The organism is Fictibacillus nanhaiensis (assembly GCF_023715445.1).
In the GTDB taxonomy this organism is placed as follows: domain Bacteria; phylum Bacillota; class Bacilli; order Bacillales; family Fictibacillaceae; genus Fictibacillus; species Fictibacillus nanhaiensis_D.
In genome coordinates, this window is the sequence record NZ_JAMBOD010000002.1 from 139,884 (window position 1) to 164,865 (window position 24,982).

Here is a 24,982-nt window from a genome sequence, read left to right on the forward strand (position 1 = left end):
TGTAAGACTATCAGTTTATGATTTTATTTCTTGTATTCAACGACAAGCATATTCCAATATTTTAATGCTGGAATGGTTACAGTCATTTTACCATCTTTTTGCTTAAAATCTAGGGAAACCGGGGAACCCAAATAATGGTCAGGAGAAGCGATCCATACGTTCTCCACCTTTTTATTTGCACCGATCTCTAACTCTATGTCTTTTATTTCTTTCGGCTCCGTCTGCATACCCTCATTATCTCTCCACTCCATCGTAGATGCGTCTGTAAAATTAATAAGGTGAACGATATCCTGATTCCCTTTTTCATAGGATGAGTAGTATATCTCACCTTGATTAAATTCAGGAGAAACTTTGACTTTTTTCTGGGCCGCATTCACTTCGAGAGATCTTGGTTTAACACCGTCACGAAGGTAGTTCTGGTAACCTGTTAAAAAGTCTTAATACGAGATTAATTGACTCCCAAGCTGATCCGTTATCTCCAGGTTCTTATGAGGAAAGTATTCTTTGGAAAGCATGTTTTCCCCGAGCTCTAAATGAGAACCGCCTGAAGAAAAGATCACCGCATTTGTTAATAGAACGGCCGGTGTATTGAATTCGCCCGTACTGTCTGACAGATCATAATTCATGTAGGCAGCAAGGACCGTATTTTTTTGAAAACCGCTGTAATTATTGTTCTGCTCAATAATCTGCTTTAAATGACTAAAGTGATTGTAAGGCTCCCATATTTCGGTATAAAGAAAGTCAACCGGTGCTTCTTGAGCGATATTGATTTGCGCATACTGATTCACGGCGTTCATGACCAGAGGGACGTTCAACGCTTCTTTTGCCGCTTTTAAGAAGTCGATGTATGTCTTGTCAAGCGCTACGATATTTCCTTCATAATCCCAACGCATTCCCCGGTCACCGAGCTGGTCCACATGCCAGCCGTCAAATGGGAGCTTGCTGAATGCTTCTATTTCCTTTTTAAGTAAAAAGGATTGCCACTCTTTATTGGACGGATCAAGGAGCATAATATCACTCGCCCATGAATCGGGCAGCGGGTGAGAATCCTGTGTCTCATGAGCAGAGTCTTGAAACAGCCCCCACTCCCGCTTTACACCCTCTTTTTCTGATTCCTCATACGCACCGAACAATAAGTTATAATTCATAGCCATCATGTTGAGTTTATGGGACAAGTCTATATATTGCTTCACGGTTTGGTAAGAAACAGGTCTGTTCGCGATATCTGGCCATTCCTTCTCTAGTGGGCTGCCTTCCGGCGGAATCGGCTGATTATGTTTATACTGCCAATCGTAAAATTGAACACCATTGATATGATAGCGATTTAAACGTTTCATCACCTTTTGCTGCTCAGCTGCTTCCATCTGACCAAAATCGGCTAAATAACCGTAACGCGGGAACTTTGACCAATCCTCTGATACATCCACTGCAATGTTCAAATGGTCAACATACTCTTTTTCTTTCTTTAAAAGGACTTCTACCAAATATCCTTTTTCATTATCTTTCGGTGTTTTCCACTCCCAAATAAATGTTTCGTCTTGCTTTATTACTTTTTCCTCTTCTTTTACCGTTTCGTCACCATGACGATAACGAATGACGAGGGACTCTCCGTTCATTTTTTGTTTTAAGTTTAATGTAAAGTGAACCGTGTCACCTGGATTATACCGGGCTTTATCGGTTTCGACCGAATCCAGATAATCGGTCTTCTCTTCTTTTTCATCGATCTCTACGACAGTGCTTTTGGATGAGCATGCCGCAAGCAAAAGACACATGCAAACAAACATCGGTAGAATGATTGATGAATTTTTTCTCATCCTTTCATACTTCCTTCACTTAACCCGCTCTTCACAAAATGTTTTTGGAAGATGATATAGATCAAGACAACCGGCAGAAGTGCGATGATAGACGCCGCGAAGATCCATGCCCAGTTGCTGGCGTGCTGCCCTTGAAACATCATGAGTGCGATCGGCAGTGTACGGAGTGCTTCATCTTTTATAATGGTAAGTGCCACAAAGTACTCATCCCATGTTCCTGAGAACGAGAAGATCGCCATTGTTCCTAATGCCGGTTTTGATAATGGCAAGTAGATATTCCAGAAAATACGCCAGTCCCCACCGCCATCGATCCGGATGGAATCTTCGAGCTCCTTCGGAATCGTTTCAAAAAAGCCCCGAAGAAAGAATGTGGATCCGACTACTCCGCCGCCGATGTAGAGAAGCCATAATCCTGCGTACGTATTTACGAGTCCAAGATTACTGATAACCGTAAATTGAGGAACGATTGCAAGCACAACGGGAATCATCATCGTAAAAAGGAACATGCGAAACAGAAATTCTTTAAACGGAAAATGAAAACGTGCGAACGCATATGCGGTCAACGCACCTAAAAACAAGCTGCCGATCATCGAAACTCCCGCGATCAATAAGCTGTTTAAAAAATAACGGAAAAAGTTATTCCTGTTCCAAACCGTTTCATAGTTATCCAGATTCGGTGTGACGGAGAAAACCTCGCTCGGCCGGGGCAGCGTATACGCATTGTCTACGAACGTCGTTAAAAGCATATAGATAAACGGAACAATAAATATGGCTGCACCTGCTATCAGTACGGCATATACGACAAACTTCCAAAACAAACTCGTTTTTGTTGTATACACGCTTGTCCTCCTTTCTAAAGAAAACTTGGGCTGACGCCAAGCTTTTTAAGTCAGCCTTAGTTGCGCTTATACTTCACACTTAAACTTGTAACTGCGTCGATTATCAACATGTATACAAGTTATAATTTCTGAAAGTGTAAAAAAGACAAAATTAAAAGTATCTCTGGTTTCCTATCTTCTTTTGCTGTGTCCATGTTATGAAAAAGATCGTAAGTCCCATCATGACACCTAGTGCAGAAGAATAGCCAAAATTAAAATTGTTGAACGCTTCCTTATAGATCATGCTTTGTAAAACTTCGGTCTGGCCGATCGGGCCGCCATTCGTAATAAAGTACACTTGCGGGAAAATATTAAATGCGCCGATCACCAGGTTTATCAATACAAAGATCGTCACCGGACCTAACAATGGAATCGTAACATTCCGGAACAGGCGCAGTCCGTTTGCGCCGTCAATGCTTGCTGCTTCATACAGCTCTTTTGGAATTCCCTGCAGTGCTGCTAAATAGATAACAACCGTCCATCCGACTGTTTTCCAAATGTGAAATGTCCAGATTACAAACATGGCTGTCCATTGATTTTGCAGCCAGCTGATTGGTTCATCGATGATTCCAAGCTTCGTATGCAGCAAAAAGTTAATAAGGCCATTCTCTCCGTCAGCAAACAAATAGCGGAATAAAAAGGCAACCACGATCCAGGATGTGATGATGGGCAAATAATAAAGCGTCCTGAATGTAATTTTGTATTTTATAAAATGCATGTTGATCAAAACAGCAAATACCAGACCTAAAAACCAGTTGATCGGCACGGTAACCACTGTGTTTAAAAGTGTATTTCTGACCGCGTATTTGAATTGTTCATCACGAAACGCTTCTTTATAATTTTCAAGACCTACAAATGGACTCTCTGCCCCTGGAATGATGCTGTAGTCTTGAAAGCTCATAATAACCCCTTTAATTAAGGGATAAATAACAAAGACTACCGCTCCAATCAAACCAATCATGATAAAGGGGAACACTTCTCCCCATTGTTTGATTCCTTTTGTAATGGCGCTCTTCTTTCCTTCTGGTTTGGGATTTGGCTGCTGATTGTATTTTGGCGCATTGTTTAATGCTGGTTTTACAGATGCCATCTTTCTCCCCCCTTGCGATCTGATAGTGGAACAAATGCACTCCACTCAATGTGAAGTGCATCTGCTTTTTCCTATTTCTTAAGGATGGCTTCTCCTTGTTTAGCAGCATCATCCAGCGCTTCTTTTGCTGACATCTTGCCGCGGAGTGCTTTTTCAATGTTCAAGTTAAACACTTGTTCAAATTCAGACCATTGCGGAATTGGTGTCCTTGGTAATGCGGTTTCCAATTGATCGACATACTCCTTTACAAAAGGAACCTTTAAAAACTCAGGATCTTTTGCCGCGTTCATGTTTGTTGGGATCAGGCCTGTTTCGGACATCAATTTCTGAGGTTCTTCTGTCAGCATCCATTGTGCAAATGTCCAAGCTTCTTCTGGATGCTTTGAGTTTGCGAAGATGACGAGATCCTCTCCACCGATTACAGAACGGCTGCCACCCGGCCCTTCAGGTATCAGACTGCGAACGGTATACTCCAGCGGGTCTTCTTTTTTCTTCTCTTCATTCATCAAGACACTGTAGAACCAGGGTCCGTCATCAAGCATCATATATTCATGCTTCTTGATTCCATCCCAGGCACCTGGCTCACCGCCAAGGATGGTTGGGCTTAAGATTTTGTCTTTGTTCCACTGGATAAGCTGTTCTAATGCTTTTACGCTTTCAGGACTGTTTACAAAACCATCAATCTTTGTGTAATCCTCGTTGGTTAATTTTCCGCCTAAGCTCCAGAAATATGGAAGCACACCCCAAGCATTGGCTCCCCCGATCGTGATTCCGCCTTTAGCTCCAGCATCCTTTGCTTTTTTAGCTGCCGCCGCAAGCTCTTCCATCGTTTTTGGAACTTCTGTTACACCAGCTTTGTCTAATACTTTCTTGTCATAGATTGCTATTTTTGTGTTCGTATTCACTGGAACACCGTAGTATTTTCCATCAAAAATATTTGTAGCCATTGGACCTTCAAATACAGACGATTTTACATTATCGAAACCATCTAAGCTGCTGACTTCTTTTAAAGCACCCATTTTTGCAAACTCTGGCACCCAGATGATGTCCATACGCATGAGGTCTGGAGCTGCGTTTCCGGAGACACCAGCGATAACTTGCTGCTTTAGTCCTTCATAAGGCATACGTGTTAGTTTTAGCTTAATATGAGGATGTTCTTTTTCAAACATCGGTTTAATCTTTTCTTTTAATACTTTTTCTTCTTGATCACTGTAAGTATGCCAATATTCTATCGTCACTTTTCCATCTGAGCTCTTTTCCGATGAATGATCAGAGGATGAGCAAGCGCTTACAAAAAACAAAGCAATAATAGACAGGATCCCTAACACTTTAGAAAAAGGTGTTTTCATTTTTAAATCCCCCTTTGGTGGTGTTATTTCTATTATTAAAAATTGTCTGAATATTTGTAACCGCTTCCATTATCAGAATGGTGTATTATCTTCCACAAAGGGGCAAGCTGTTTTTTGTTTTAAATAAAAAAGGTGTACTAAATCTCTTTTGACAGAGAGATAATACACCTTATACTAGACCTGCTTTTTACTTTGATTCGAAGCCTGCTTAATAATCTGCTCCATTATAAGCTGAACTTGATGTCCATCGTTGAAATCGGGTTGCTGAATCGATGAATCTTGACTATATATCCGGTCTATCCACTTCCATATTTCATTTTCTGGCGTTAACCGCCACGGACGGAAATTCCATTCTCCGCTTTCTTCTGATTCTTTCCACTTAAAGATTTCGTTTCTTTCGTTCTGAACTGAAAGCTGAATACCAAACTCTGTTGACAGCATTTCCATTTTTCCTTTGTCACCATAAAGATTGATCTTAATGGTTTGTCCCATGCCTCCTTGATAACGTACCCAGCTTGTCTGAAAGTTTGCGAATGCGTCATTAGGCAGTCTCGCTGTAAAGAACACCGAATCGGGCGCATTCTTTTTTTCATTTGTATCTCGTATTAATGTCTGAGTGGAGGCTGACAGGGGTTGAATGGGTCCATCGAAAAGATAATGTGCCAAATCTATTAGATGGGAACCAAGATCAGCCAATACACCGCCTTCTCCACCGAGCTCGACATCTCCTCTCCAGCCTGGAGAGGAGAGAATTCCATAATCCCCTGTATATTCAAAATCTGCTTCAAGAACGTTTCCGATCCTATTTTTTAATAGCTCGCTCTTCATCTGTTTGATAGCAGGATTTTCCCGATAAGTAAAATTCACTGCATGAATAATAGACGTGCCTTGAACAGCCTCTGTAATTTTAACAGATTCCTCCGTATTAAGGGCTAGAGGCTTTTCACAAATAATATGCAAACCGCTTTTTGCTGCCGTTAAAACCATGGGAGCATGTGTAATATTGGGTGTTATAATACACACCCCGTCTAGATTCTCGTTATCTATCATTTGTACGTAAGAAGTATAACTTTTTGCAATGCCGTATTTTTTAGCCATCAAACGAGCGTTGTTTCCATTCTCACTGCAGATGGCGGTCAACTCAGCTTGAGGATGCATGTTAAGGACGGGTAAATACCATAGATCCGCAAACCAGCTGGCTCCGATTACACCTATTTTAATCGGTTTCATTTTATCACCTCATGCTCAGAGGTGATTCTCGTGTTTTCAAGAATTTGATGAAGTACCTTTTGATTTTCATAGCCATCATAAAAGGTTGGACAATCCTCTGGTGTAAGACCGTTAATCAAATCTATGAAATCTTCGAGCTGATTTCTTTTATAGGTGACAGGCACTTCTAAACTTGTTTTATCTCTTGTTTTCTGTTCGTGATTGAACCGGATCAAATGTATATCGTCAGGTCGCTCACAAGAAAGCTCCATCGTCCCTTCATCTCCAAAAAGAGTAACCTCTAGTGCGTTCGAAAAACCTACTGCATTCCTTGTTGTCATGAACTGGCCAACAATTTCATGATCAAGCACCGCGATAAACGCTGAATAATCATCAACATCTACTTCTTCAATCTGTTTGTTTGCGTCTAGTGATGCTCTTTCTTTTACAAAAGTCGTATTTAAACTCTTAATCTGCTGAAATTCTCCAGCAAAAAAACGAGCCGCATCGATCATGTGCGAACCAAGATCCCCAAGTGCGCCAGAACCGGAAAGCGCTTTCTTAAAACGCCAGGTTAAAGGAATTTGAACAGCGGGGATGCCCCAATCCTGTAGATAACGGATAGAGATATGCCGCAGCTTGCCGATCTTGTTCTGCTGAAGTAAATCTTTCGCATAGCGGAACGAAGCAACATAACGGTAAGAAAACCCAACCATGCATGGAATAGGCTGTTTTTCGTATTGCTTTTTAAGTTCTATAGCCTCTTCAAAGTTTAATGTAAATGGTTTCTCTGTCATAAGCGGTTTTTGATGCTGTATACAATTACTGATTATTTCAGCGTGTAGATAGTTAGGTACGATTGAAATGACAGCATCTACCTCTGAATCTTTGATCAGTTCCTCATAATCTTCATATCTCTTATTCTGAGGAATATCCAGCTTGTCTCCAATCACCTGAAGCTGCTCTTTATTCACATCTGATATAGCGCCCACCGAAACATTTTTTAATTGAGATAAAAGATAGATATGATGATTTGCCATGCCTCCTAAACCAATTAAGCCGATTGAAATATGATTTGTCATCTTCTTCATTCCTCCTTGTTTCGTTACACCCTCTATACAAGAAAAACTGAAAAATACCTTCTTATTTCTTCAACTTCGGAAATTATTACACGATTATTAGAAAATAATACGATAAGATTATATATCTAAATGCAGCACATATTGAGGTCCAACCGGTCCGTGTTTGATCTGACCACGGTCTTGAAAACCTGCCTTTTCATATAATTGTTTGGCAGGTTCGTTTTTAAAGTTAACCGCTAAGACAAGCTCGTTGATTTCAGGAAAGTGCTTTGAAACAAAGGAAGAAACCTGCATCATCGCGGCCTTAGCGTACCCTTTTCCCTGCTCGGTGTGATTGATAGACAGCGCACGGATTACCATAGCATTCGTGTTAGCTGTAAAATCTCGAATGTTCTCCCCTTTATGCAGAACGAAAAACCCGACTGTTTTTCCGTCTGCCTTAATCACGATCGGGTAGCGTTCTTCATCTTGCTTGCACAGTTCTAAAGCCTGTGACGGCAGCTGGGTGAATTTTTCCTGGTTCTCCGGCAAATAAAATGTGAGCAGCCCATCTTTATGTTTTTCTTCATAAAAAGATAAAAAAGTGTTCTCCATCTCTCATAACTCCAATTTTTATTATTTTGGTAAGATTTCTTTCGCTTCCTTCAGCCAAGCTTGTGCCATGAGTTCATTGCCTTTTCTTTTCATATGTACGCCGTCTGTTGTTAATGCAATCTCAGGGTGTTCTTTTAGATGTTTAACAAAAACGTCATGAGTGGGTACGAGTACAGCATTAAATTCCACTGCTAATTTCCGTACTGCTTCAACATAAGAAACGAGCTTTTGGTTCCCTTCAGATTCCGGGTTTTCCTCTATAATGGTTGGTTCCATAAGTACGAATCTTGTAGAACGACTAAGCTGCGACAATAAATCACGGTACACTTCCTCAAACTTTTGAACATCTACTTGATTGAGGTCTGGGCTATCGAGCTGCCTCCAAACATCGTTGATTCCGATCGAAACCGAAACAACTTCAGGCTCTAGATTTATAACATCCCGCTCCCATCTGAAAGCTAGGTCTGTTACTCCTTTCGGGATCTGTATTTTTGCCAGCGGCTGTAATGCTGTCGCCTATAAAAATGATTTTCATGATTGTTTCCCCCTCCGTTTTCTTTCTTTGATTTTACCATGCACGAGAAAAAAGGATGAATTAAAGGATTTTAAACAGTTCTTTGGAATTAGTATGTAAAATCCTTTTTTACAGGAGGAAGAGCATGATTGAAACTGCTGTTAATCGCCCGGTGGCACTAGGTCAGACGGAAAAGATGCCGTCCTATCGTATGGATTTGCGCCATTACAATTCAAAGGAATATGAGAAGTTTGTAAAAGTGAATACGGTGAGTGACTGGTCTACTGTTTCTTGGAAAGACATCGGCAAGCCGTATGAAGTGACTTCATTTTCAAAAGAGAAGTTGGAATGGGAAAAGCAGCATGGTGAAGCCCTTCCTGTTCATACGTCATGGACGATGTTTAACCAGTCCTTTCACGAGTGGTTTTCGAAGGACGTACCCGCTGAAATCCATGAAAAGAAAGGTGCCTTTTTTCATAGCTTAAAAAGCTTTAAGCCTTCAGAAGTTAAAGTAGCTCTCGGTGATTATTTGCGGATTCATCTATGGAATTACGTTCATCGGATTCAGGACGGCATTTGGGATCCGCGCGGAAAACGAGCGTTGTTTGAAGGTCTGGATGTTCAAAAACCTCGCATTCTTTTTCTTGGTGCAGCTGAGGGTTATGAGGCGATGCAGCTATCCGCGATGTATCCTGGCGGTGAAGTAGTGATGGTCGATTATGACGCGTTCTGCCGGGATGCGAGATTTGCAGAGTTCCCTGAATCCTATCCTTTTCTAGGGAGTAACCCTAGCACTGGCGGAGACAAAGTCTATTTTAAAGATGATTTTAATATTTCGTATGTGGTGGACGACATTCGCAATCTTGCCTTTGGAGCGGAGTTCGATATCGTGCTGAGTGTCGGTTTACTTGAACATTTCCCCGATTCTATGAAGGCTGAGATCGTGGAGTGGCACCGGAAATTCTTAAAGCCTGGCGGATATATTGTTATGACAACACCACGGGCTCAGCTTCGCTCTAAGCTGTACTACGAGATCATGGCTGATGTGATGAACCATACGTACCGGGAGCTCATGACGTTAGAGCAGATGGGGCTTTATCTGTATGAAAACGGACTTGATATTTTGAAGCATGGCTATATTAAAGTGCACAATGGGATTGTGGCGAAGGCTAAGTAAAGTAATTAAGTGAAGGGTGGCCGTTATGAAAGTTGGTACAGCACGAGCAATTGCTGCTGAATGGGTGATGCTGCATTTGAGCGGGGAGTCGTGGTTTCATGGAGCGTATTTCAGTGGTTCAACCATTATCCTAAATGAAAATGAAGATTTATCAGCAGTTTCTGATATGGATGTTGTGGTCGTTACAGCACATGATGAGCCGCCTCTGAAACTCGGAAAGTTTCTATATGAGGACGTTCTGATTGAGATTACGTACTTGTCATGGAGTCGGCTCCAATCGGCTGCAGATGTGCTGACAGACTACCATTTAGCAGGCAGCTTTCGAGTAGATACTATTATTACTGATCCAACCGGACATCTAAAAAAGTTACAAGAATATGTGAGTGGGCATTTTTCGGATGAAATGTGGGTACGTCGTCGATGTGAAAATGCAAGGCAAAGGATTGAGCATGGGTTGAAATCTATTAATCCCTCAGATCCCTGGCATGATCAGGTGACCTCGTGGCTGTTTCCGACAGGTGTGACTACTCATGTAATTTTAGTTGCAGCCCTAAAAAACCCTACAGTCAGGCTTCGATATTTGAAAGCACAGGTCGTCTTGAAGGAATACGGTCAAGATGAAGTTTATTCAGAGCTTCTGGATTTGTTAGGAACTGCTGATCTGTCTGCCGAACGTGTGGAATACCACCTTCAGGCACTTTCTCAAACATTCAATGCTGCTGCCGCTGTAGCGAAGACACCTTTCTTTTTCAGTAGTGATATTACTGAATCAGCACGGCCTATTTCGATCGACGGCAGCCGTGAACTTATCCGATCAGGATTCCATCGGGAAGCTGTATTTTGGATTGTTGCAACTTTTGCACGGTGCCATAAAATTTTAGCTGCAGATGCTAGCGAAGATTTTCAACAGGCCCACCTTCCAGCGTTTAATGCGGTTGTTGCAGACCTTGGTATCTCTTCTTCAGATGATCTTATTAAACGTGCTGAAAATGGCCTTCATTTTCTGCCTAGACTTTGGGGGACAACTGAGACGATAATATTTAAAAATCCTAACGTTATTCGAAAGACTTGAAAGGAAATTAATATTTAGGAGGATGATTGTTCCTGTTTATAATCGAAACTTCAAGACTTGGATTTATTCCGATGACAATGAAATCCCTTGAAGCGGCAGTAAAGGGAGAAAAGGAATTACAATTTTCACTTGGCCTAAGGGTTGTCGAAGGATTGATTGAGCCCATACATAAAGAACGAGTTTTCCAATCCGTTTGGAAAAGCTGAGAAAAAATCCTGAGATTTCAAAATGGTATGGCTTTGTTGTGGAAAAAGAATATAAAAATGTTATTGGAATGATGGGCTATAAATCACCTCCAGATAAAAATGGATTAATTAAAATCGGATACGGAATTCACTATCAATTTCAAGGAAAGGGTTATGCGAGTGAAATGGCTAAAGAGCTAAAAGAATGGGCTTTTCAGCAGGACGAGGTAAAAGGTATAACAGCAACTGACATACGTAATGATAATTTTGCCTCAATTAAAATTGTAAAAAAACTTGGTATGGTTCTCTTACAACAAAATAAAGATACGGTAAATTACATAGTTTACAAATGATTCTTCCCCTCATTTTTTGCACTGATAAAATAAAATAGTATAAAGCCAAAGCTTGAAATGGAGCAAACCAACTAGTGGAATGCTCCATTTCAAGCTTTTATGATAATTGTGTTGGGACTGGCCCCTCATGTGTTTATTTACTTTCCTAAAGCGAAGGTGATTTCAACTTCGCATGCCACTTGGCCGTCAACAGTCGCGATTCCTTTGCCTTTACCAATGGAACCGCGTACACGGGTCATCTCCACTTCCAGGCGCAGCTGGTCGCCAGGGACGACTTGCTTTTTGAAGCGGCAGTTGTCGATACCTGCAAAGAATGCAAGCTTCCCGCGGTTCTCTTCTTTTTTAAGCATCGCTACGGCACCTACTTGTGCTAGTGCTTCAACGATTAACACACCTGGCATTACTGGGTACTCAGGGAAGTGGCCGTTAAAGAATTCTTCATTCGCTGTTACATTCTTGATGCCGACTGCACGCTGACCTTCATCTACTTCTAAGATGCGGTCAATCAGCAAAAACGGATAACGGTGCGGAATGATCTCTTTAATTTCTTCAATGGTTAACATAGTCTACATCACCTTTCTTTTCATCGTAATTATTTATCTATTATTATACTTGGTATTGTTACCTGGTACTAATTTCTATCAAAAGAAAAACAATGACGCCTCAATCCTGCCATTGTTTTATTATTATAGCTTTACTGTTCTTTTTCTACAAGGTCGATAATGTGTGTCCATGTTTCTTTCTCAAAAACATTCATCGGTTTACCGTCACCGATAACACCATAACCCACCATCGTACCGATAGCAAAACAAACAACGATTCCGCAGATCAGCAGCAAAAGACGAAGCCAGATCGGAAAGCTTCTTTTCGTACCACGGTGCACTAGTTTCTTCTTTTCTTCCTTAGAAGCACTCTTTTTTTCTTGATATCGCTGTGTTTTTGGTTTTTTATTTAACTCTTGCTCATGCATTTCATTCGTTGTCATACAAACCTACCCCATTTTAGCGAAGCCCGTTTACCAACCCCATCATCTGGTCAGCAATTGTAAGAGAACGCGCGTTAAATTGATATGAACGTTGTGTCTGAATCAGTTCCGTCATTTCGGTGGAAATATTCACGTTGGAAGATTCCAATACGCCCTGCTGAATAAAATTACCCGCTCCAGCATCTATTTCCTCAATAACTTGATTTAACGGGATGCCTTGTGGCGCTTGAAAATTATGTCCGACTGCAAGCATCAGCTGCGGCCGAATGATGTTCGCCAATGCAAGCTGTCCTGATTCAACTACCGCTCCATTATTTAACGTTACCGAAACTTGGCCGTTTTGTCCAATGGTAATTTTATTATGGTCAGCCGGAATGATGATTGGGCCGTTCACACCCATCACTCGATTCCCTTCTGACGTAACGAGTTCCATCACTTCAGGATTTCCTGCAGACGGCGATAAATAAAACGCGCCATCTCTTGTATATTGGACAACTTCTCCGCCATTATTATCGATAGTCTCTATCTGAAAAAACAGTCCTGGCTCCGTAAGTGCTACATCCAGCAAACGGCCGGTTTGCTGCAGTGTACCTGATTCTAAACTAACCGCTGTTGATGAAACGCGCGCACCGCTTCCGAGTCGTATGCCGTTCGGTGTTAACCGGCCATCTTCTGTCGGATTTAGTGCTGTACTCTCCATCTGTTGAAAAAGCAGATCTGAAAACTGCACTTCACGGCGTTTATAGCCGTTAGTCGTACTGTTCGCCATGTTATTTGAAATGATATCGAGCTTTTGCTGAAGCTGTCCCATCGTCACTGCTGCTGAAATCATAGACTGGTTCATGTCGGGTCCCCCTAGCCGATTCGGCCAATTTCATTTGCGGCTTTTTCCATCGTACGATCATAGGCTTGAAGCACTTTTTGGTTCGCTTCAAATGCCCGGTATGCCGTCAGCATCTCGGTCATCGTCTGCTCTGTGTTTACGTTAGAGCGCTCGATAAAACCTTGCTGCAGGTTATATGTGATTGCTGGATTTCCGATTGCGCTCGCCGCAATTCCGTCTAGTCTAAAGAGGCCTGTCCCCTCTTTTACCAGATTGTTTGGGTTCTCTACATACGCAACATCGATCTGCCCTGCAACTGCACCGTTATCAACAACTGTACCGTCTTTATTTACTGTAAAATTGTCGCTTGTAACCGTGATTCGTTCTCCATCCGTTCCAAGAACATAATAGCCTTCAGGGGTTACTAAACTGCCTTCTGCATCAACCGAGAAATGACCATTTCGCGTAAAGCGCTCTTGTCCGTTTACGTTTAAACGGAAAAATAATCCCCCAGGAAGCCCTGTTTCAGGATCTGCAGGCACCTGGCCTTGTAAAAGAGCAACATCTGTTTGGATTCCTGTCTCGCGAAGATCACCTTGCAAAAAGTTGGGTGTTGTCTCTTGCACATAGACCCCTGTTGAAAGAATTCCCACCGGGTGGTTGTTCGGAATTTTATTACCGTTGATATTTGTCTCTCCCATATGCTGAAGAAGCATCGTAGGAAATGTACGCAGACTGGCATTGTCCGCCTTATATCCAGGTGTATTGGCATTCGCCATATTGTTCGTTAAAATTTCTTGTTTACGCTGCTGAGCAAGCATGCCGGCAGCCGCATTATAAAAGCCTCTTAACACGGAGTATTCCTCCTGCATTTGTAATATGGACACAAAATGTCTCATCGTTCATATCGACAGCTTTTTACATTTCTTAATAGGATTCTGCAAAAATTGACGGATTCCTTTTTAAAATGAGGAATTTGTACCAGAGAGTGGTTGATTTTTTAGAAGTGGAATTTGTCGAAAAGCCTATAAACCAAAGTTTACGGCCTATAAAATTTTATTACGGCCCATAAATGCATAATTACGGCCTATAAATTTGAATTACGGCCTGAAAATCCAAATTTAGGGCCTATAAATGATTTTCATCAGTCAAACGAAGTTATGTGTCGGCAGGAATTCCTTTCATAGCCCAGAAGGTAGTGGTAGGAAGAACGAAGCTTTAAAAAAGAGGTGTGTTTTATGCTTTTTCATTATCATTTTTGGACTCCCTATGTTGAAGAAACAGAAAAATTCTATGTCGATCATGGTTTTCGGATCTCTCAGCGAATAGGAAAATACAATGGAGAGTTTCAACCGTTTGATCCTCCGCTAACTTGGGATGATTTTAGAGAAAAAAAGATTCTTTTCCGCATTATAGAGGCAAGAAAAGGGGCAGTAAACATTACATTCGGTTTTGGAAAAAAAGTGATATTTGATCATATCGGCTTTTTCGTAAAAGAAGAAGAGCTTGATCAGATATGTGAAAACGCAAAGAAAATGAGCTGGGAAGTGAATATAGGAGAACGGCGAACTTTCATTTCTACTCCCTATTCATTTAGGATCGAACTTCAATCCCACACTGACGTGATGGATTCTAGGACTGATCAATTTCAAATCAATCGATTAACAATCGAGACAAAAAAGAATGGACTTGAACAGGATCTTTCCCTATTATTTGGTGTGCCCATTGAAACTGTAATCTGGAAAGCTGGCAATGAAGTCACGATTAAAGAAGCGATCATCAACGCATTTCCTTCACCAAACTCAGTTGACCCCAACGGTGTTAGAATACTCGACCAAACATAAAAAATGCCACCAACTAGGGCGGCATTTTCTTTAATTAAAACACTTTTCTTTTCGCAATCTTATCCATATGTTCAAGCATCAAGCCTGTTCCGTTCGCTACGGCTCTCATTGGTTCTTCTGCAATCAGCACTGGCACCTTCAACTCGTCGGCAAACAAGCGGTCGATTCCGTGCAGAAGCGCACCTCCGCCTGTCAGCATGATACCTTTGTCAATGATATCAGCGGAAAGCTCAGGCGGCGTCTTTTCAAGAACACTTTTTGCTGCCTGTACAATCACTCTCACAGGTTCCACCAATGCTCTTTGGATTTCTTTTGAGTGAACGGTAATCGTACGCGGAAGTCCGGATACCATGTCTCGGCCGCGGATCTCAAGCTCTTCTTCACGCGCGCCAGGGTAAACCGTCGCAACGTTCAGCTTAATGTTTTCAGCTGTACGCTCACCAATCAGCAGCTTGTACTCTTTCTTTATGTACTGAAGGATTTCCGTATCGAACTTGTCCCCAGCCATTTTAATAGAAGAGGAGGTGACAATATCGCCCATGCTCAAGACCGCAACGTCAGTTGTGCCACCACCGATGTCAACAACCATATTGCCGCTTGGCTGGAAGATATCCATCCCCGCCCCTATTGCAGCCACTTTCGGCTCTTCTTCAAGAAAAATATGCTTAGCACCGCATTTTTGCGCAGCTTCTCTAATAGCTTTTTGTTCAACTGACGTAATGTTCGTTGGTGTACAAATCAAGATTCTCGGCTTTGCAAACACGCCCTTCACTTTTATTTTATTAATAAAGTGTTTCAGCATTTGCTCGGTTACTTCAAAGTCAGCAATTACGCCGTCTTTCAGCGGACGAATCGCTACGATGTTTCCTGGTGTACGGCCTACCATGCGACGTGCTTCTTCTCCAACAGCGAGTGCTTTTCCGGTATTCGTGTCGATCGCAACAACGGATGGTTCGTCAAGCACAATCCCTTTTCCTTTTACATAGATCAATACATTAGCGGTACCAAGGTCAATTCCAACGTCCCTTGAAAACATGTTTTATCCTCCCTGTTAAACATCCATACGATATAATGACATTTTTAGTAAAAAATCGAAGTTCTATCCAATTTATCATTATATCACAAGTTTGTCGAACAAGGTTAAATATTGTCAAAAATTAATTATTTGACGTCAGACCAATGTGGCACATAATGATTTTGGTGTCATGCTGCATCCTTTCAATCGTAGATTTACTGAACAACTTCCTCTGTGCCTTTTTTGTATTTTACGCGCGTCGCTTCTCCACCCCGCAAGTGGCGGATGGACTTATGGTACTCGAGGATTTCTTTTACGTTATTTGCAAGATCCGGATTGATTTCAGGCAGCCGCTCGGTGAGGTCTTTATGCACCGTGCTTTTGGAAACCCCGAATTCTTTTGCGATCATGCGGACTGTTTTTCTTGTCTCCACGATATACCGTCCTATCTTGATGGTTCGCTCTTTGATGTAATCGTGCACACCACTCGCCTCCCTAAAATGGATGTGAGAGATGCGATAGAGACTTCTATGAACAAGCTACGTGACAAGTTCTGTTGTCATCTTCGGCTTATAAGTATTGCTTCCATTCCCCTTTTTCCACCGCAGCCATAGTACGATTTCTCACCGCTCACCCTCAATTGAATTATTGTAGGTTTTGTAACATCTTATTAACCAAGTTTTCGTTATATGCCTAAATCTCAACTGGGACAAGGGGAAATGTCCATTTTTGTGAAAAAACCTGCATAAATACTTGAAAAATACAGTTGTTGAAGGATGCCTGACTGAGGATTTCGGCTGGATTTTTTGTTTTTTACGGTACGTGTTCTTTTTTTCTGTTACACGTTCGCTCAAGATACACAGAGTTTCGCTCAAAATAATCGACCTACACTCAAAATCTTCATGCTACGCTCAAAACATCTATACTACCGCTCAAAAACACCAAGTACCGCTCAAACCTATTCAAATGTAGGGATTTTGCCCGGCAAAATCATCTTATTTTTCCGAACCAGCAAAAAAACTGCTCCGATATCCTCGGAGCAGCTTCCCTTTTACATTATTCGTTTGCACCTGAGTCATCTGCTGATGTTTCATCTGATTCTGCTGGAGCATCCGTATCTTCTGCAGATTCAGTCGATGATTCTTGTTCACGATTTTGGTCTTTGCCATCTTTCGTGCCTTTTGTATCTTTGCCGCCTTTATCGTCGGCTTTAGGTGCTGCTGGCTTTTGATCTTTACCAGGCTTTTGCTCTTCAACTGCTTTCTTTTCTTCAGCTGCTTTTTTCTCTTCTGCTTTCTTCATCTCTTTACGAGAATCTTCAACAGCGCTAGCAAGCTGTGCAACTGATTGATCCCATGCCATTACTGGATCCACTGCATCTCCATCTTTGCGGACTTCGAAGTGTGCGTGAATCTTAGCATCTTTATCATAAGCATTCTCGCCAGCTTGTCCAAGGACTGCACCTTGCTTTACTTGGTCGCCTTGCTTAACAGATACAGAGGCTAATGATGAGTAGTGCGTTACAACACCTTTGTCATGCTCAACTTCTACAATCCAGCCTAGCGCAGGGTCTTTTGCAACTTTTACAACGTTACCGCTTAATGCAGCTGTTACATCAAACGCTTTTCCATCGTTTGTTGCTAGATCGATACCGCGATTTTGGTAGTAGATATTGTTATAGAATACAAGTGCTGCTTCTTGCTCTTGGGCTGTCGCATCTGGACTAAAGAAATCCTTTACAACTTCAATGGCTTCAGGGTCAGCGACTGGCATTTGGAATACTTCTTTTGATAGTGATACGGGTACGGCTGTTCCATCGTCTTCTAATGCGCTGTCTGGAGTATTATTATTCTCCGTGTTCTTCGCATCGTTTTGATACCATAGAACAGATGTTAAAATGACTGCTGCAAAACTAAGATAAACTGCAGGATAAACCCAACGTTTCTTCATAGCATTCTTACCTTTCATCGGTACTGTTTTTTTAGTTTGTTTTTCTTCTTCTTTCATTTTTCATCACCTCAGCAACAAGTTTGAACAGAATTCTGAAAATATATACTTTAGTGCGAAAATTTTTTAAAAGTTTCTTTCGACAAAGCAAAAAACCGCACTATGCTTTATCGCACAATACGGTTCTTTATATCGAAGGGGTCTGTCCCGGGACAGACCCCCTACAATTTCCACACAATTTACTTTAAAGCTAATCCTTTGTCAGCGAGCGGCTTGTAATCTGTTATTTCGATCCCCTTATAATAATAGTTTACGATTTCCTTATATGATTTGCCTTCCTTCGCCATCCCGTTTGCACCGTACTGGCTGAGCCCCACCCCGTGCCCATAGCCTTTTGTGGTGATGGTGATCTGTTTGCCCTGTTTCTCCATTTGAAAATCGGTTGAGCGGAGTTCCAGCTTCTCTCGTATTTCTTTTCCGGTAAACTCTTTTTTCCCGATTGCGAACTTGCCTATCCGTTTCCCGCTCGTTGTTGCGACAACCTTACCAACCTTGCCGTCCTTTTTGATCGAAACACCCAGCTTTTCCTCAACGGTTCTAACTTGCAGCTTAATGGTCTGCACATACTTTGGCGACTTCTTATCCCAAGGGCTTTCTACACTTCTTAAGTACGGGTATTTATTTTTCCAATAGTCTTCTGAATTAACGGTAAACCCATTGCTCGTAGAGAAGAAGCTTGCTTGGATCGGCTCTCCTTCATACGTTAAGATCTGTCCTTTTGTCTCGGTAACGGCTTCAACGATCTTTGCGAGTTTTTCGTTAAAATCGTCACCCCAAAGTGCCTCTAGTTCATCGTTTCCTTTGTACACCTGATGCATGATCGTGTCCGTTACAACGGCTTCTTCTGGTAAACTATCATCTTTCCCAGGGTTAAGCATAGCTTTTACAATAAACGTTCTAGCGGTTAAGGCTTGTGCTTTCAGCGCTTCGAGCTCAAACTCTGCCGGCATCTCAGAGGCAACGACACCTGCTACATACTCTTCTAGCGGAATATTCTCGACTGTATCCTTGGATGTCCGGAATACAGGGACGACGATGTCCGAATGCGGAATTTCCAAAGCTAGCATTCTCTCAGATGGCCGGGCCTGATTCTCTTCTTTCCATTCAGGGGGCGCTGACGAAAATGGTAGCACGAGTATGGCGGGAAGCAGGACGATTATGGCTACAAAAATGGCTAGAATCCAGATCAGTGGCTTGATTTTCACATTCACGTTTCAATGCCCTCCTATTTTGTTTTCTACCATACAACTTATACAAAATGGAGAGCCTTTAGAACATGAAAACTAGTATTTTTTACAATTGAAATGTGCTCGTTATGTGCGGTTTACAAGTTTTGTTTTGAAGCCGTCTGCTACAAGCTGTTCAAGGCATAGATTATAGTGAGACCCAATGAAAGGGTGAGCAGCATGGATAATTTTCTGCCTCCAGTTCTCGTCAGGACACTTACGTATTCCCCTGGCCAAATAAGAATTTACTATCCGCAGATAGAAGGACGGATTAATCCTCGGATTCAGCAGCAAGTGAATCAGCAGATCATTCAGATCAACCAGCAGCTGCAGCAAATGCAAAATCCGGAAGCGCGGCCCGGCATGTATGGAGAGTTTGGTGTAAAAACAAATGAAAAAAACACCTGAGCATCGGTTTCTTAAACTATGGCTATACACCTATGGCGGCACACGGGATGACGTATATCAAATCGCAAACATGGGACCTGACAACAGGCAGAGCATATCCGTTGAAAGATTTGTTTAAACCAGGCAGCAATTATGTACAGGTTTTGAACCGAATCATAAAAGAACAAATGAAACAGCAGCAGATTGTCACACTGGAACCGTTTAAAAGCATCAGCCCCGATCAAGATTACTACATTGCCGATAAAGCGCTCGTCATCTATTTTCAGCTGTATGACCTTACAGCCTACGCGTTCGGCTTTCCGATGTTTGTTATCTCGGTTTTTGATATTCAGGAAATTATTGATGAGAACGGACCGCTTGGAAAGATGGCAGTGAATAGTTTGTAATCATGTAAACAGCTGTTTATCTCATGGAAGACCGCAAAAAAAAACCCTGACCTCAAGTTGAAGATCAGGGTTTATCAGTGATTTAGTTTACGCCAACTGCGTCGTATGACTTGTTAACAGCATTTACTTCTGCTGATGTTGCACCGTATAGATCAGCTGCAGCCTGAACGAGAGCCGCTCTTGCCTGGCTGAAGTTAGAAGAAGCCGTTAAGTAAACGGTGTTTGCTCTGTAGTAGATCGCTCCAACTTTATCGTTTCCGATCGCAGGAACTATTACACCATAATGCGTTCCACCAACTGCCAGCAAGTAGGCTGCCTTGTTGATGATACCGCTGTTGATGTGAACCCCGCCGTTGTCACCTGTTCCTGTGTAGCGAACAGAATAGTGGTCAGGATCATTGTATTTAGTCGGATCACTCATGGAACGAAGTGCATCGCCATCCGTTCCTGGCGTGTAGATGTCTTCACCGATCTCGTAATCCGGGTTGTTATTTTCGTGATGCTCAACAAGTGTTCCGAAAATATCAGACATCGCTTCATTTAGAGCACCTGACTCATTCTGATAGATAAGATCAGATGAGAAGTCTGTTACAGCATGTGTTAATTCATGCGCTACAACATCAAGTCCGCCAGATAGTGAGATGAAGGTTGACCCGTCACCATCTCCGTATACCATCTGCTGACCGTTCCAGAACGCGTTGTTGTAGTTTCTGCCGTAGTGAACGGATGACTTAAGCGCCGCACCTTTATTGTCATAAGAGTTTCGGTTAAATACTTCCTTATAATAATCATAAGTTGCTCCAGCATAGTAATGAGCATCTACAGCAGCTGCATCATAAGCGGCGTGGAATTGATTATCCGCATCTGCCCAAAGGCTGCCCGGAAGCTGCTGGCGATTCTTAGCATCGTACGTGAATACGCCGTTGCCTCTCGTATTATCCTGCAGGTAGTAAGTTCCGTTTGATAATAAAGTGTTAAGCGCCTTAGAATCCCCAAGTACACCCGTTCCTGAGCCTACAGCGTTAGTGCCGACCAGCGTACCGCCGCCTCCAGGAGGTGCTTTATGTCCGCCATTTGCTTCATCTAAGTCATTATAAGAGTTAAGAATCTTACCTGTTTGCGCATCAACAAAATAATTGTAGTTTCCTGGTTCAGGAGATAAGAAGTTCAAGTTAACGAGATATGCGTATACTGCCTCGCTGCCTTGTGTGTAAACTACCAAATCTGAAGTTGGATCTGCTTCATATTCTGGCGTGAAACCTAAGTCTGCTACAGCGACCTGGATCGCTTTAGATGCAGGAATCTTTTTGCTGAAAGCTAGTCCTTTTTTTTCTTGAAGATTTGGAGCCACTGTTCCAGAGAACACAAGAAGCTCTCCTTTATCGTTCACATGCGCTACTTGTGTAGATCCCCAAACTGGAACTCCTTTATATGTTTGCTGAAGGCGAACCATTTGGCGCCCCAGCTCATCTTTCGTAACAGATTTTACTGAAAATGCTTCTTCAGCTTTTTGGCTGCCCAATTTGAATGTCCGGGATTCTTTTTGAAGATAAGCAAGAACCACTTCTTTAGCAGATTTACTTGAAGCCTCAGATAATTTACCAGATACGAATGAAGGCGTACCCGTTAAACTGTTAAACTGCTTTGTTGATAAAACATTAAGTGGTGCTTCTGCTGACGCTTGTCCCCCTGCAAGCGGACTTACTGCTAACCCCAATGCTAAACCCCATACTGCTAATTTCTTATGATTCATCCCTTTTCAATCCCCTTTACTTATGTAATTTTTTTCAAGCCAGTGGATTTATATTACCATCAATTATTTTATTTTCAAACTATTTAAAAAATTTTGATTATAATGTACCAATTAAAAACTTATTTTCAAAAAAATAGGTTATTGGGACTAGGAAACCAAAAAAAATAAGCGTTCCATGACGAATCGCTTCCTAAAGTGGAGGTATGCACAATATAGCTAATCCAAGAATCCAATAAAAAAAGCTAGCCACACCGGCCAGCTTTTTTTCTTCAGCTATTTCATTTTTCTGCCTTTAAAAAAATTCAGTAGGAAAACGATCACAGCGATGACGAGTAGAATATGAATGATTCCGCCTGCGACGTCGAAAAGAAAACCTAATAACCAGAGTACTAATAATATAGCAACGATTGTCCAAAGCATGAGTTCGACATCCTTTCAAATTGTATTCGTACAATTAGTTATAGAATTCCCGAACCCCATTTTTTATAAACGACTTTTGCTTGAAATAATGAAAAGAACCCTCTCATTCAAGGGTTCTTGGATTAATGATATTATGCTAAATTACTTTTTAATGATTGCTCTTTCACTGGTGTGGTTTTTACATCTTCGTTTACACGCTCGATGTCAGCACCTAATGCAGCCAGTTTACTAGTAAAATCAACATATCCACGGTCGATATGCTTCAGCTCAGTAACACGGGTATAACCCTCTGCAACAAGCCCAGCAAGTACTAAAGCTGCACCTGCGCGAAGGTCAGTTGAAGCTACCTCAGCACCTTGCAGATTCACAGGTCCATTGATTACAGAAGAACGGCCTTCGATTTTAATATCACCATTCATACGGCGGAATTCTTCCACGTGCATGAAGCGGTTTTCAAATACTGTTTCCGTAATAACGCTTGTTCCGTTCGCACGAAGCAATAGCGCCATCATTTGCGATTGAAGATCAGTCGGGAATCCTGGGTGAGGCATAGTTTTGATATCAACAGGCTTTAATTCTTGAGGTCCGCGAACACGAAGTCCTTGGCCTTCTTCATGAATGTGAACACCCATTTCTTCCATTTTTGCGATTAAAGGACGCAAGTGTTCTGCAATCGCATTCTCAATTAACACGTCACCTTGTGTGATTGCTGCAGCTACCATATAGGTTCCAGCTTCAATACGGTCTGCAATGACAGCATGCTCAGCGCCATAAAGCTCTTCAACGCCGACAATGCGGATTGTGCCTGTACCTGCACCGATTACAGTCGCGCCCATCGCATTCAGGTAGTTAGCTAAACATACGATTTCTGGTTCTTTAGCAGCATTTTCAATAACAGTTGTTCCTTCTGCAAGTGTTGCAGCCATCATGATGTTCTCAGTTGCTCCTACACTCGGGAAGTCCAGATAAATTTTAGCTCCATGCAAGCGTCCATCTACTCTTGCTTCGATGAAGCCATTACCGATTTTAACGGTAGCACCCATTGCTTCGAAACCTTTAAGGTGCTGATCGATCGGACGTGATCCAATAGCGCATCCTCCAGGAAGTGCAATACGGGATAGTCCTACACGAGCAAGCAAAGGTCCCATTACAAGGAATGATGCTCTCATTTTACGAACATATTCAAATGGTGCTTCTGTTTTTAATTCATTTGTAGCATCTACTTGGATTTCCCCATTTTCGAAAGCTACATCAATATTTAAATAGCGTAATACTTCATTAATCGTAAACACATCAGCAAGGGTCGGCACTTCTTTAATAGTGCTCGTGCCTTTACTGGCTAAAATGGATGCTGCGATGACAGGAAGTACGGCATTCTTAGCTCCTTCAACTCGTACAGAGCCCTCTAACCGCCTACCACCACGGACAATGATTTTTTCCAACGATATTCCCCTCCGCGTCCAATTTGTATATTAATATTCAGACGTTATTATTGGTGTGCCAATTGTGACAGTAGTTTTACTGCCCAATCCTTCAGTTCTTAGTGCAACCTGAAGATTCATTTTATTTTGATGACCGGTATAAATCGCTTGTTCCCACTGCTCAGTATATGCAGATAGTGACACAAACGTCTCTTCCTTCAGTTCCTCTACAGGAACACCAGAAAAGGCTTGTACCAATTCATTTGCTTGTGAATACAAATCAACCACCATTTTATCACCGTATGTACCGGTAACACAAGAGAAAATTTTGGGATTCCCTCCAACAGAATCTTCAATACGGTCATCAATTAATGCCTGGATTTCCTTCCAGTTTTGATTTGTATTTACAAGTCCTTCAACCGCATAGATAAAATACGATGCTGATTGATTTTTTTGGGGGTATGTAATGACGGTCACCTTCTCAGTAACACCAAGATCATGCTGAAACTGCCCGGTCATTTTGTAATGGCCGTTATCATCTTTTCCTACCACCCAGCTAAATTCAGGATAATTTCGCTTAAGCGCTTCTGCTTGTTTTAAATACCCTAGTCCTTTAGGTGTAAAACCTAATTGTCCTCGAAAATACATCGTCCATTTGTCAGGTTTTGCACCATTTTCGTTTAAAACATTTATTATATGTGCAACTTCATTTGTTTTATCGTCTTTTGCATATCCAGATGTGATAAAAATAAGTAGCAAAATCGCTGTAATCGTCATTGTCCATTTTTTCATCCCCAACACATCCTCTCTATTTCTCATTGTTGCCAATGAGAGAAAGGATATCCGTGGAACTTGTAGTCATATTCCGACAATTCGGTAATGGAAATCCGTTACGTAATCATTCAAATAATTGACCGAGATTCGTGGAATACTGTAGATACTTTAGAAAGAAATCACTGGCTAAACTAGTGAGGCTGATTACCATTAAAATGTAAAGCACCCTCGCCTGCATGATTTTCCCTTTTTTGATCCATTTGTCAAAATGAACCGCCTGCATTGCCCACCAGGCAATAACAAGAAACAATAAATGTACGATTATATGTAATAAAGCTTGTTGTCCGATTGGAATCATAAAAAAACTTACCCCCTATTACATATTTCGACATCTTTAATCATAATTCTTTCTTCTCATTTAAAAAAGTTACTTTATCCCTACTTTTTTGTAATGAAAGCCCTTACTTATCAATCGTTCATAAAGTTGTAACGAATCGTGAACTAAATTTTCGCTACATCTAATATAGTCGTATAAAAATGGGCTGTGTTACGGTAGTTTCGGCTCATTTTTATCGGATTTTCGAGCTTCGAAATTGGGGTGTG

The 24,982-nt window shown here is 41.7% G+C and carries 27 protein-coding genes and 1 pseudogene; 7 read left to right on the forward strand and 21 right to left on the reverse strand.

Annotation, left to right across the window (positions count from 1 at the left end):
* Positions 1-23: 23 nt before the first annotated feature.
* The 8 genes and pseudogenes from M3196_RS08670 to M3196_RS08705 all read right to left on the reverse strand — a co-directional run bounded on the left by M3196_RS08670 (position 24) and on the right by M3196_RS08705 (position 8,514).
* Positions 24-1,814, reverse strand: a pseudogene (locus M3196_RS08670) (glycoside hydrolase family 66 protein).
* The gene (locus M3196_RS08675) at positions 1,811-2,653 is read right to left on the reverse strand and encodes a carbohydrate ABC transporter permease (protein WP_251321885.1); all 843 of its coding nucleotides are present in this window, start codon (positions 2,651-2,653) and stop codon (positions 1,811-1,813) included. Before M3196_RS08675 ends, M3196_RS08670 begins: the two are co-directional and overlap by 4 nt.
* Positions 2,654-2,804: 151 nt before the next feature.
* Entirely contained in the window at positions 2,805-3,782 is a 978-nt protein-coding gene (locus M3196_RS08680; protein ID WP_066293782.1) for a carbohydrate ABC transporter permease, read from the reverse strand.
* 71 nt (positions 3,783-3,853) lie between these two features.
* Entirely contained in the window at positions 3,854-5,131 is a 1,278-nt protein-coding gene (locus tag M3196_RS08685; RefSeq protein ID WP_251321886.1) for an extracellular solute-binding protein, read from the reverse strand.
* Positions 5,132-5,305: 174 nt separating this feature from the next.
* On the reverse strand, positions 5,306-6,361 hold the full coding sequence (locus tag M3196_RS08690; RefSeq protein WP_251321887.1) for a Gfo/Idh/MocA family protein: 1,056 nt from the start codon (positions 6,359-6,361) through the stop codon (positions 5,306-5,308).
* Complete coding sequence (locus tag M3196_RS08695) at positions 6,358-7,422, reverse strand: Gfo/Idh/MocA family protein (protein WP_251321888.1); 1,065 nt, start codon at positions 7,420-7,422, stop codon at positions 6,358-6,360. The genes M3196_RS08690 and M3196_RS08695 overlap by 4 nt, the downstream gene beginning before the upstream one ends.
* A 117-nt stretch (positions 7,423-7,539) precedes the next feature.
* Positions 7,540-8,016 (reverse strand): GNAT family N-acetyltransferase, encoded by a 477-nt coding sequence (locus tag M3196_RS08700; RefSeq protein WP_251321889.1) that lies wholly within the window; start codon positions 8,014-8,016, stop codon positions 7,540-7,542.
* A gap of 21 nt (positions 8,017-8,037) precedes the next feature.
* Positions 8,038-8,514, reverse strand: a complete 477-nt coding sequence (locus M3196_RS08705; RefSeq protein WP_338082941.1) for an SGNH/GDSL hydrolase family protein — start codon at positions 8,512-8,514, stop codon at positions 8,038-8,040.
* A 161-nt stretch (positions 8,515-8,675) separates the two neighbouring features.
* On the opposite strand from M3196_RS08705, the gene M3196_RS08710 reads away from it, so the two are divergent.
* From M3196_RS08710 to M3196_RS08725, 4 genes are read left to right on the forward strand one after another with little or no spacing between them, the layout of a single operon-like run.
* Entirely contained in the window at positions 8,676-9,707 is a 1,032-nt protein-coding gene (locus M3196_RS08710) for a class I SAM-dependent methyltransferase (protein ID WP_251321890.1), read from the forward strand.
* A 25-nt stretch (positions 9,708-9,732) separates the two neighbouring features.
* A complete protein-coding gene (locus M3196_RS08715; protein WP_251321891.1) occupies positions 9,733-10,779 on the forward strand; it encodes a hypothetical protein in 1,047 nt (348 codons plus the stop codon).
* Positions 10,780-10,805: 26 nt separating this feature from the next.
* The gene (locus tag M3196_RS08720) at positions 10,806-10,985 is read left to right on the forward strand and encodes a hypothetical protein (RefSeq protein ID WP_251321892.1); all 180 of its coding nucleotides are present in this window, start codon (positions 10,806-10,808) and stop codon (positions 10,983-10,985) included.
* Complete coding sequence (locus tag M3196_RS08725; RefSeq protein WP_251321893.1) at positions 10,973-11,317, forward strand: GNAT family N-acetyltransferase; 345 nt, start codon at positions 10,973-10,975, stop codon at positions 11,315-11,317. Before M3196_RS08720 ends, M3196_RS08725 begins: the two co-directional genes overlap by 13 nt.
* Before the next feature lie 137 nt (positions 11,318-11,454).
* Here M3196_RS08725 and fabZ read toward each other — a convergent pair whose 3' ends face one another.
* From fabZ to M3196_RS08745, 4 genes are all read right to left on the reverse strand, one after another.
* Entirely contained in the window at positions 11,455-11,880 is a 426-nt protein-coding gene (gene fabZ / locus M3196_RS08730; protein WP_066244840.1) for a 3-hydroxyacyl-ACP dehydratase FabZ, read from the reverse strand.
* 131 nt (positions 11,881-12,011) lie between these two features.
* A complete protein-coding gene (locus tag M3196_RS08735; RefSeq protein ID WP_251321894.1) occupies positions 12,012-12,302 on the reverse strand; it encodes a DNA-directed RNA polymerase subunit beta in 291 nt (96 codons plus the stop codon).
* Positions 12,303-12,318: 16 nt separating this feature from the next.
* Positions 12,319-13,146, reverse strand: a complete 828-nt coding sequence (locus M3196_RS08740; RefSeq protein ID WP_251321895.1) for a flagellar hook-basal body protein — start codon at positions 13,144-13,146, stop codon at positions 12,319-12,321.
* Positions 13,147-13,157: 11 nt separating this feature from the next.
* The gene (locus M3196_RS08745) at positions 13,158-13,979 is read right to left on the reverse strand and encodes a flagellar hook-basal body protein (RefSeq protein WP_251321896.1); all 822 of its coding nucleotides are present in this window, start codon (positions 13,977-13,979) and stop codon (positions 13,158-13,160) included.
* Positions 13,980-14,363: 384 nt separating this feature from the next.
* Here M3196_RS08745 and M3196_RS08750 point away from each other — a divergent pair, with 384 nt between their 5' ends.
* Positions 14,364-14,969 carry a hypothetical protein gene (locus tag M3196_RS08750; RefSeq protein WP_251321897.1) on the forward strand — a complete coding sequence of 202 codons (606 nt, stop codon included), beginning with the start codon at positions 14,364-14,366 and terminating at the stop codon, positions 14,967-14,969.
* Between the two features lie 34 nt (positions 14,970-15,003).
* Here the strand turns inward: M3196_RS08750 and M3196_RS08755 are convergent, their stop codons facing one another.
* The 4 genes from M3196_RS08755 to spoIID all read right to left on the reverse strand — a co-directional run bounded on the left by M3196_RS08755 (position 15,004) and on the right by spoIID (position 19,202).
* On the reverse strand, positions 15,004-16,005 hold the full coding sequence (locus M3196_RS08755) for a rod shape-determining protein (protein WP_251321898.1): 1,002 nt from the start codon (positions 16,003-16,005) through the stop codon (positions 15,004-15,006).
* A gap of 194 nt (positions 16,006-16,199) precedes the next feature.
* Positions 16,200-16,466, reverse strand: a complete 267-nt coding sequence (gene spoIIID / locus M3196_RS08760; protein ID WP_007203593.1) for a sporulation transcriptional regulator SpoIIID — start codon at positions 16,464-16,466, stop codon at positions 16,200-16,202.
* Positions 16,467-17,040: 574 nt separating this feature from the next.
* Complete coding sequence (locus M3196_RS08765) at positions 17,041-17,991, reverse strand: M23 family metallopeptidase (RefSeq protein ID WP_251321899.1); 951 nt, start codon at positions 17,989-17,991, stop codon at positions 17,041-17,043.
* Between the two features lie 179 nt (positions 17,992-18,170).
* A complete protein-coding gene (gene spoIID, locus M3196_RS08770) occupies positions 18,171-19,202 on the reverse strand; it encodes a stage II sporulation protein D (RefSeq protein WP_251321900.1) in 1,032 nt (343 codons plus the stop codon).
* A 195-nt stretch (positions 19,203-19,397) separates the two neighbouring features.
* Between spoIID and M3196_RS08775 the strand changes: the two genes are divergently transcribed.
* Positions 19,398-19,625, forward strand: a complete 228-nt coding sequence (locus tag M3196_RS08775; protein ID WP_251321901.1) for a hypothetical protein — start codon at positions 19,398-19,400, stop codon at positions 19,623-19,625.
* A 47-nt stretch (positions 19,626-19,672) separates the two neighbouring features.
* Positions 19,673-20,011 carry an RsiV family protein gene (locus M3196_RS08780; protein ID WP_251321902.1) on the forward strand — a complete coding sequence of 113 codons (339 nt, stop codon included), beginning with the start codon at positions 19,673-19,675 and terminating at the stop codon, positions 20,009-20,011.
* A gap of 82 nt (positions 20,012-20,093) precedes the next feature.
* Here the strand turns inward: M3196_RS08780 and M3196_RS08785 are convergent, their stop codons facing one another.
* The 5 genes from M3196_RS08785 to M3196_RS08805 all read right to left on the reverse strand — a co-directional run bounded on the left by M3196_RS08785 (position 20,094) and on the right by M3196_RS08805 (position 24,737).
* Positions 20,094-21,764, reverse strand: coding sequence for a M4 family metallopeptidase (locus tag M3196_RS08785; protein WP_251321903.1), 1,671 nt, complete (start codon positions 21,762-21,764; stop codon positions 20,094-20,096).
* A 273-nt stretch (positions 21,765-22,037) separates the two neighbouring features.
* On the reverse strand, positions 22,038-22,184 hold the full coding sequence (locus tag M3196_RS08790) for a lmo0937 family membrane protein (RefSeq protein ID WP_251321904.1): 147 nt from the start codon (positions 22,182-22,184) through the stop codon (positions 22,038-22,040).
* A 131-nt stretch (positions 22,185-22,315) separates the two neighbouring features.
* Positions 22,316-23,626 carry a UDP-N-acetylglucosamine 1-carboxyvinyltransferase gene (gene murA, locus M3196_RS08795; RefSeq protein WP_251321905.1) on the reverse strand — a complete coding sequence of 437 codons (1,311 nt, stop codon included), beginning with the start codon at positions 23,624-23,626 and terminating at the stop codon, positions 22,316-22,318.
* A 30-nt stretch (positions 23,627-23,656) separates the two neighbouring features.
* Entirely contained in the window at positions 23,657-24,397 is a 741-nt protein-coding gene (locus M3196_RS08800) for a YwmB family TATA-box binding protein (RefSeq protein WP_251321906.1), read from the reverse strand.
* A gap of 106 nt (positions 24,398-24,503) precedes the next feature.
* The gene (locus M3196_RS08805) at positions 24,504-24,737 is read right to left on the reverse strand and encodes a DUF1146 family protein (protein WP_251321907.1); all 234 of its coding nucleotides are present in this window, start codon (positions 24,735-24,737) and stop codon (positions 24,504-24,506) included.
* Positions 24,738-24,982 lie beyond the last annotated feature (245 nt).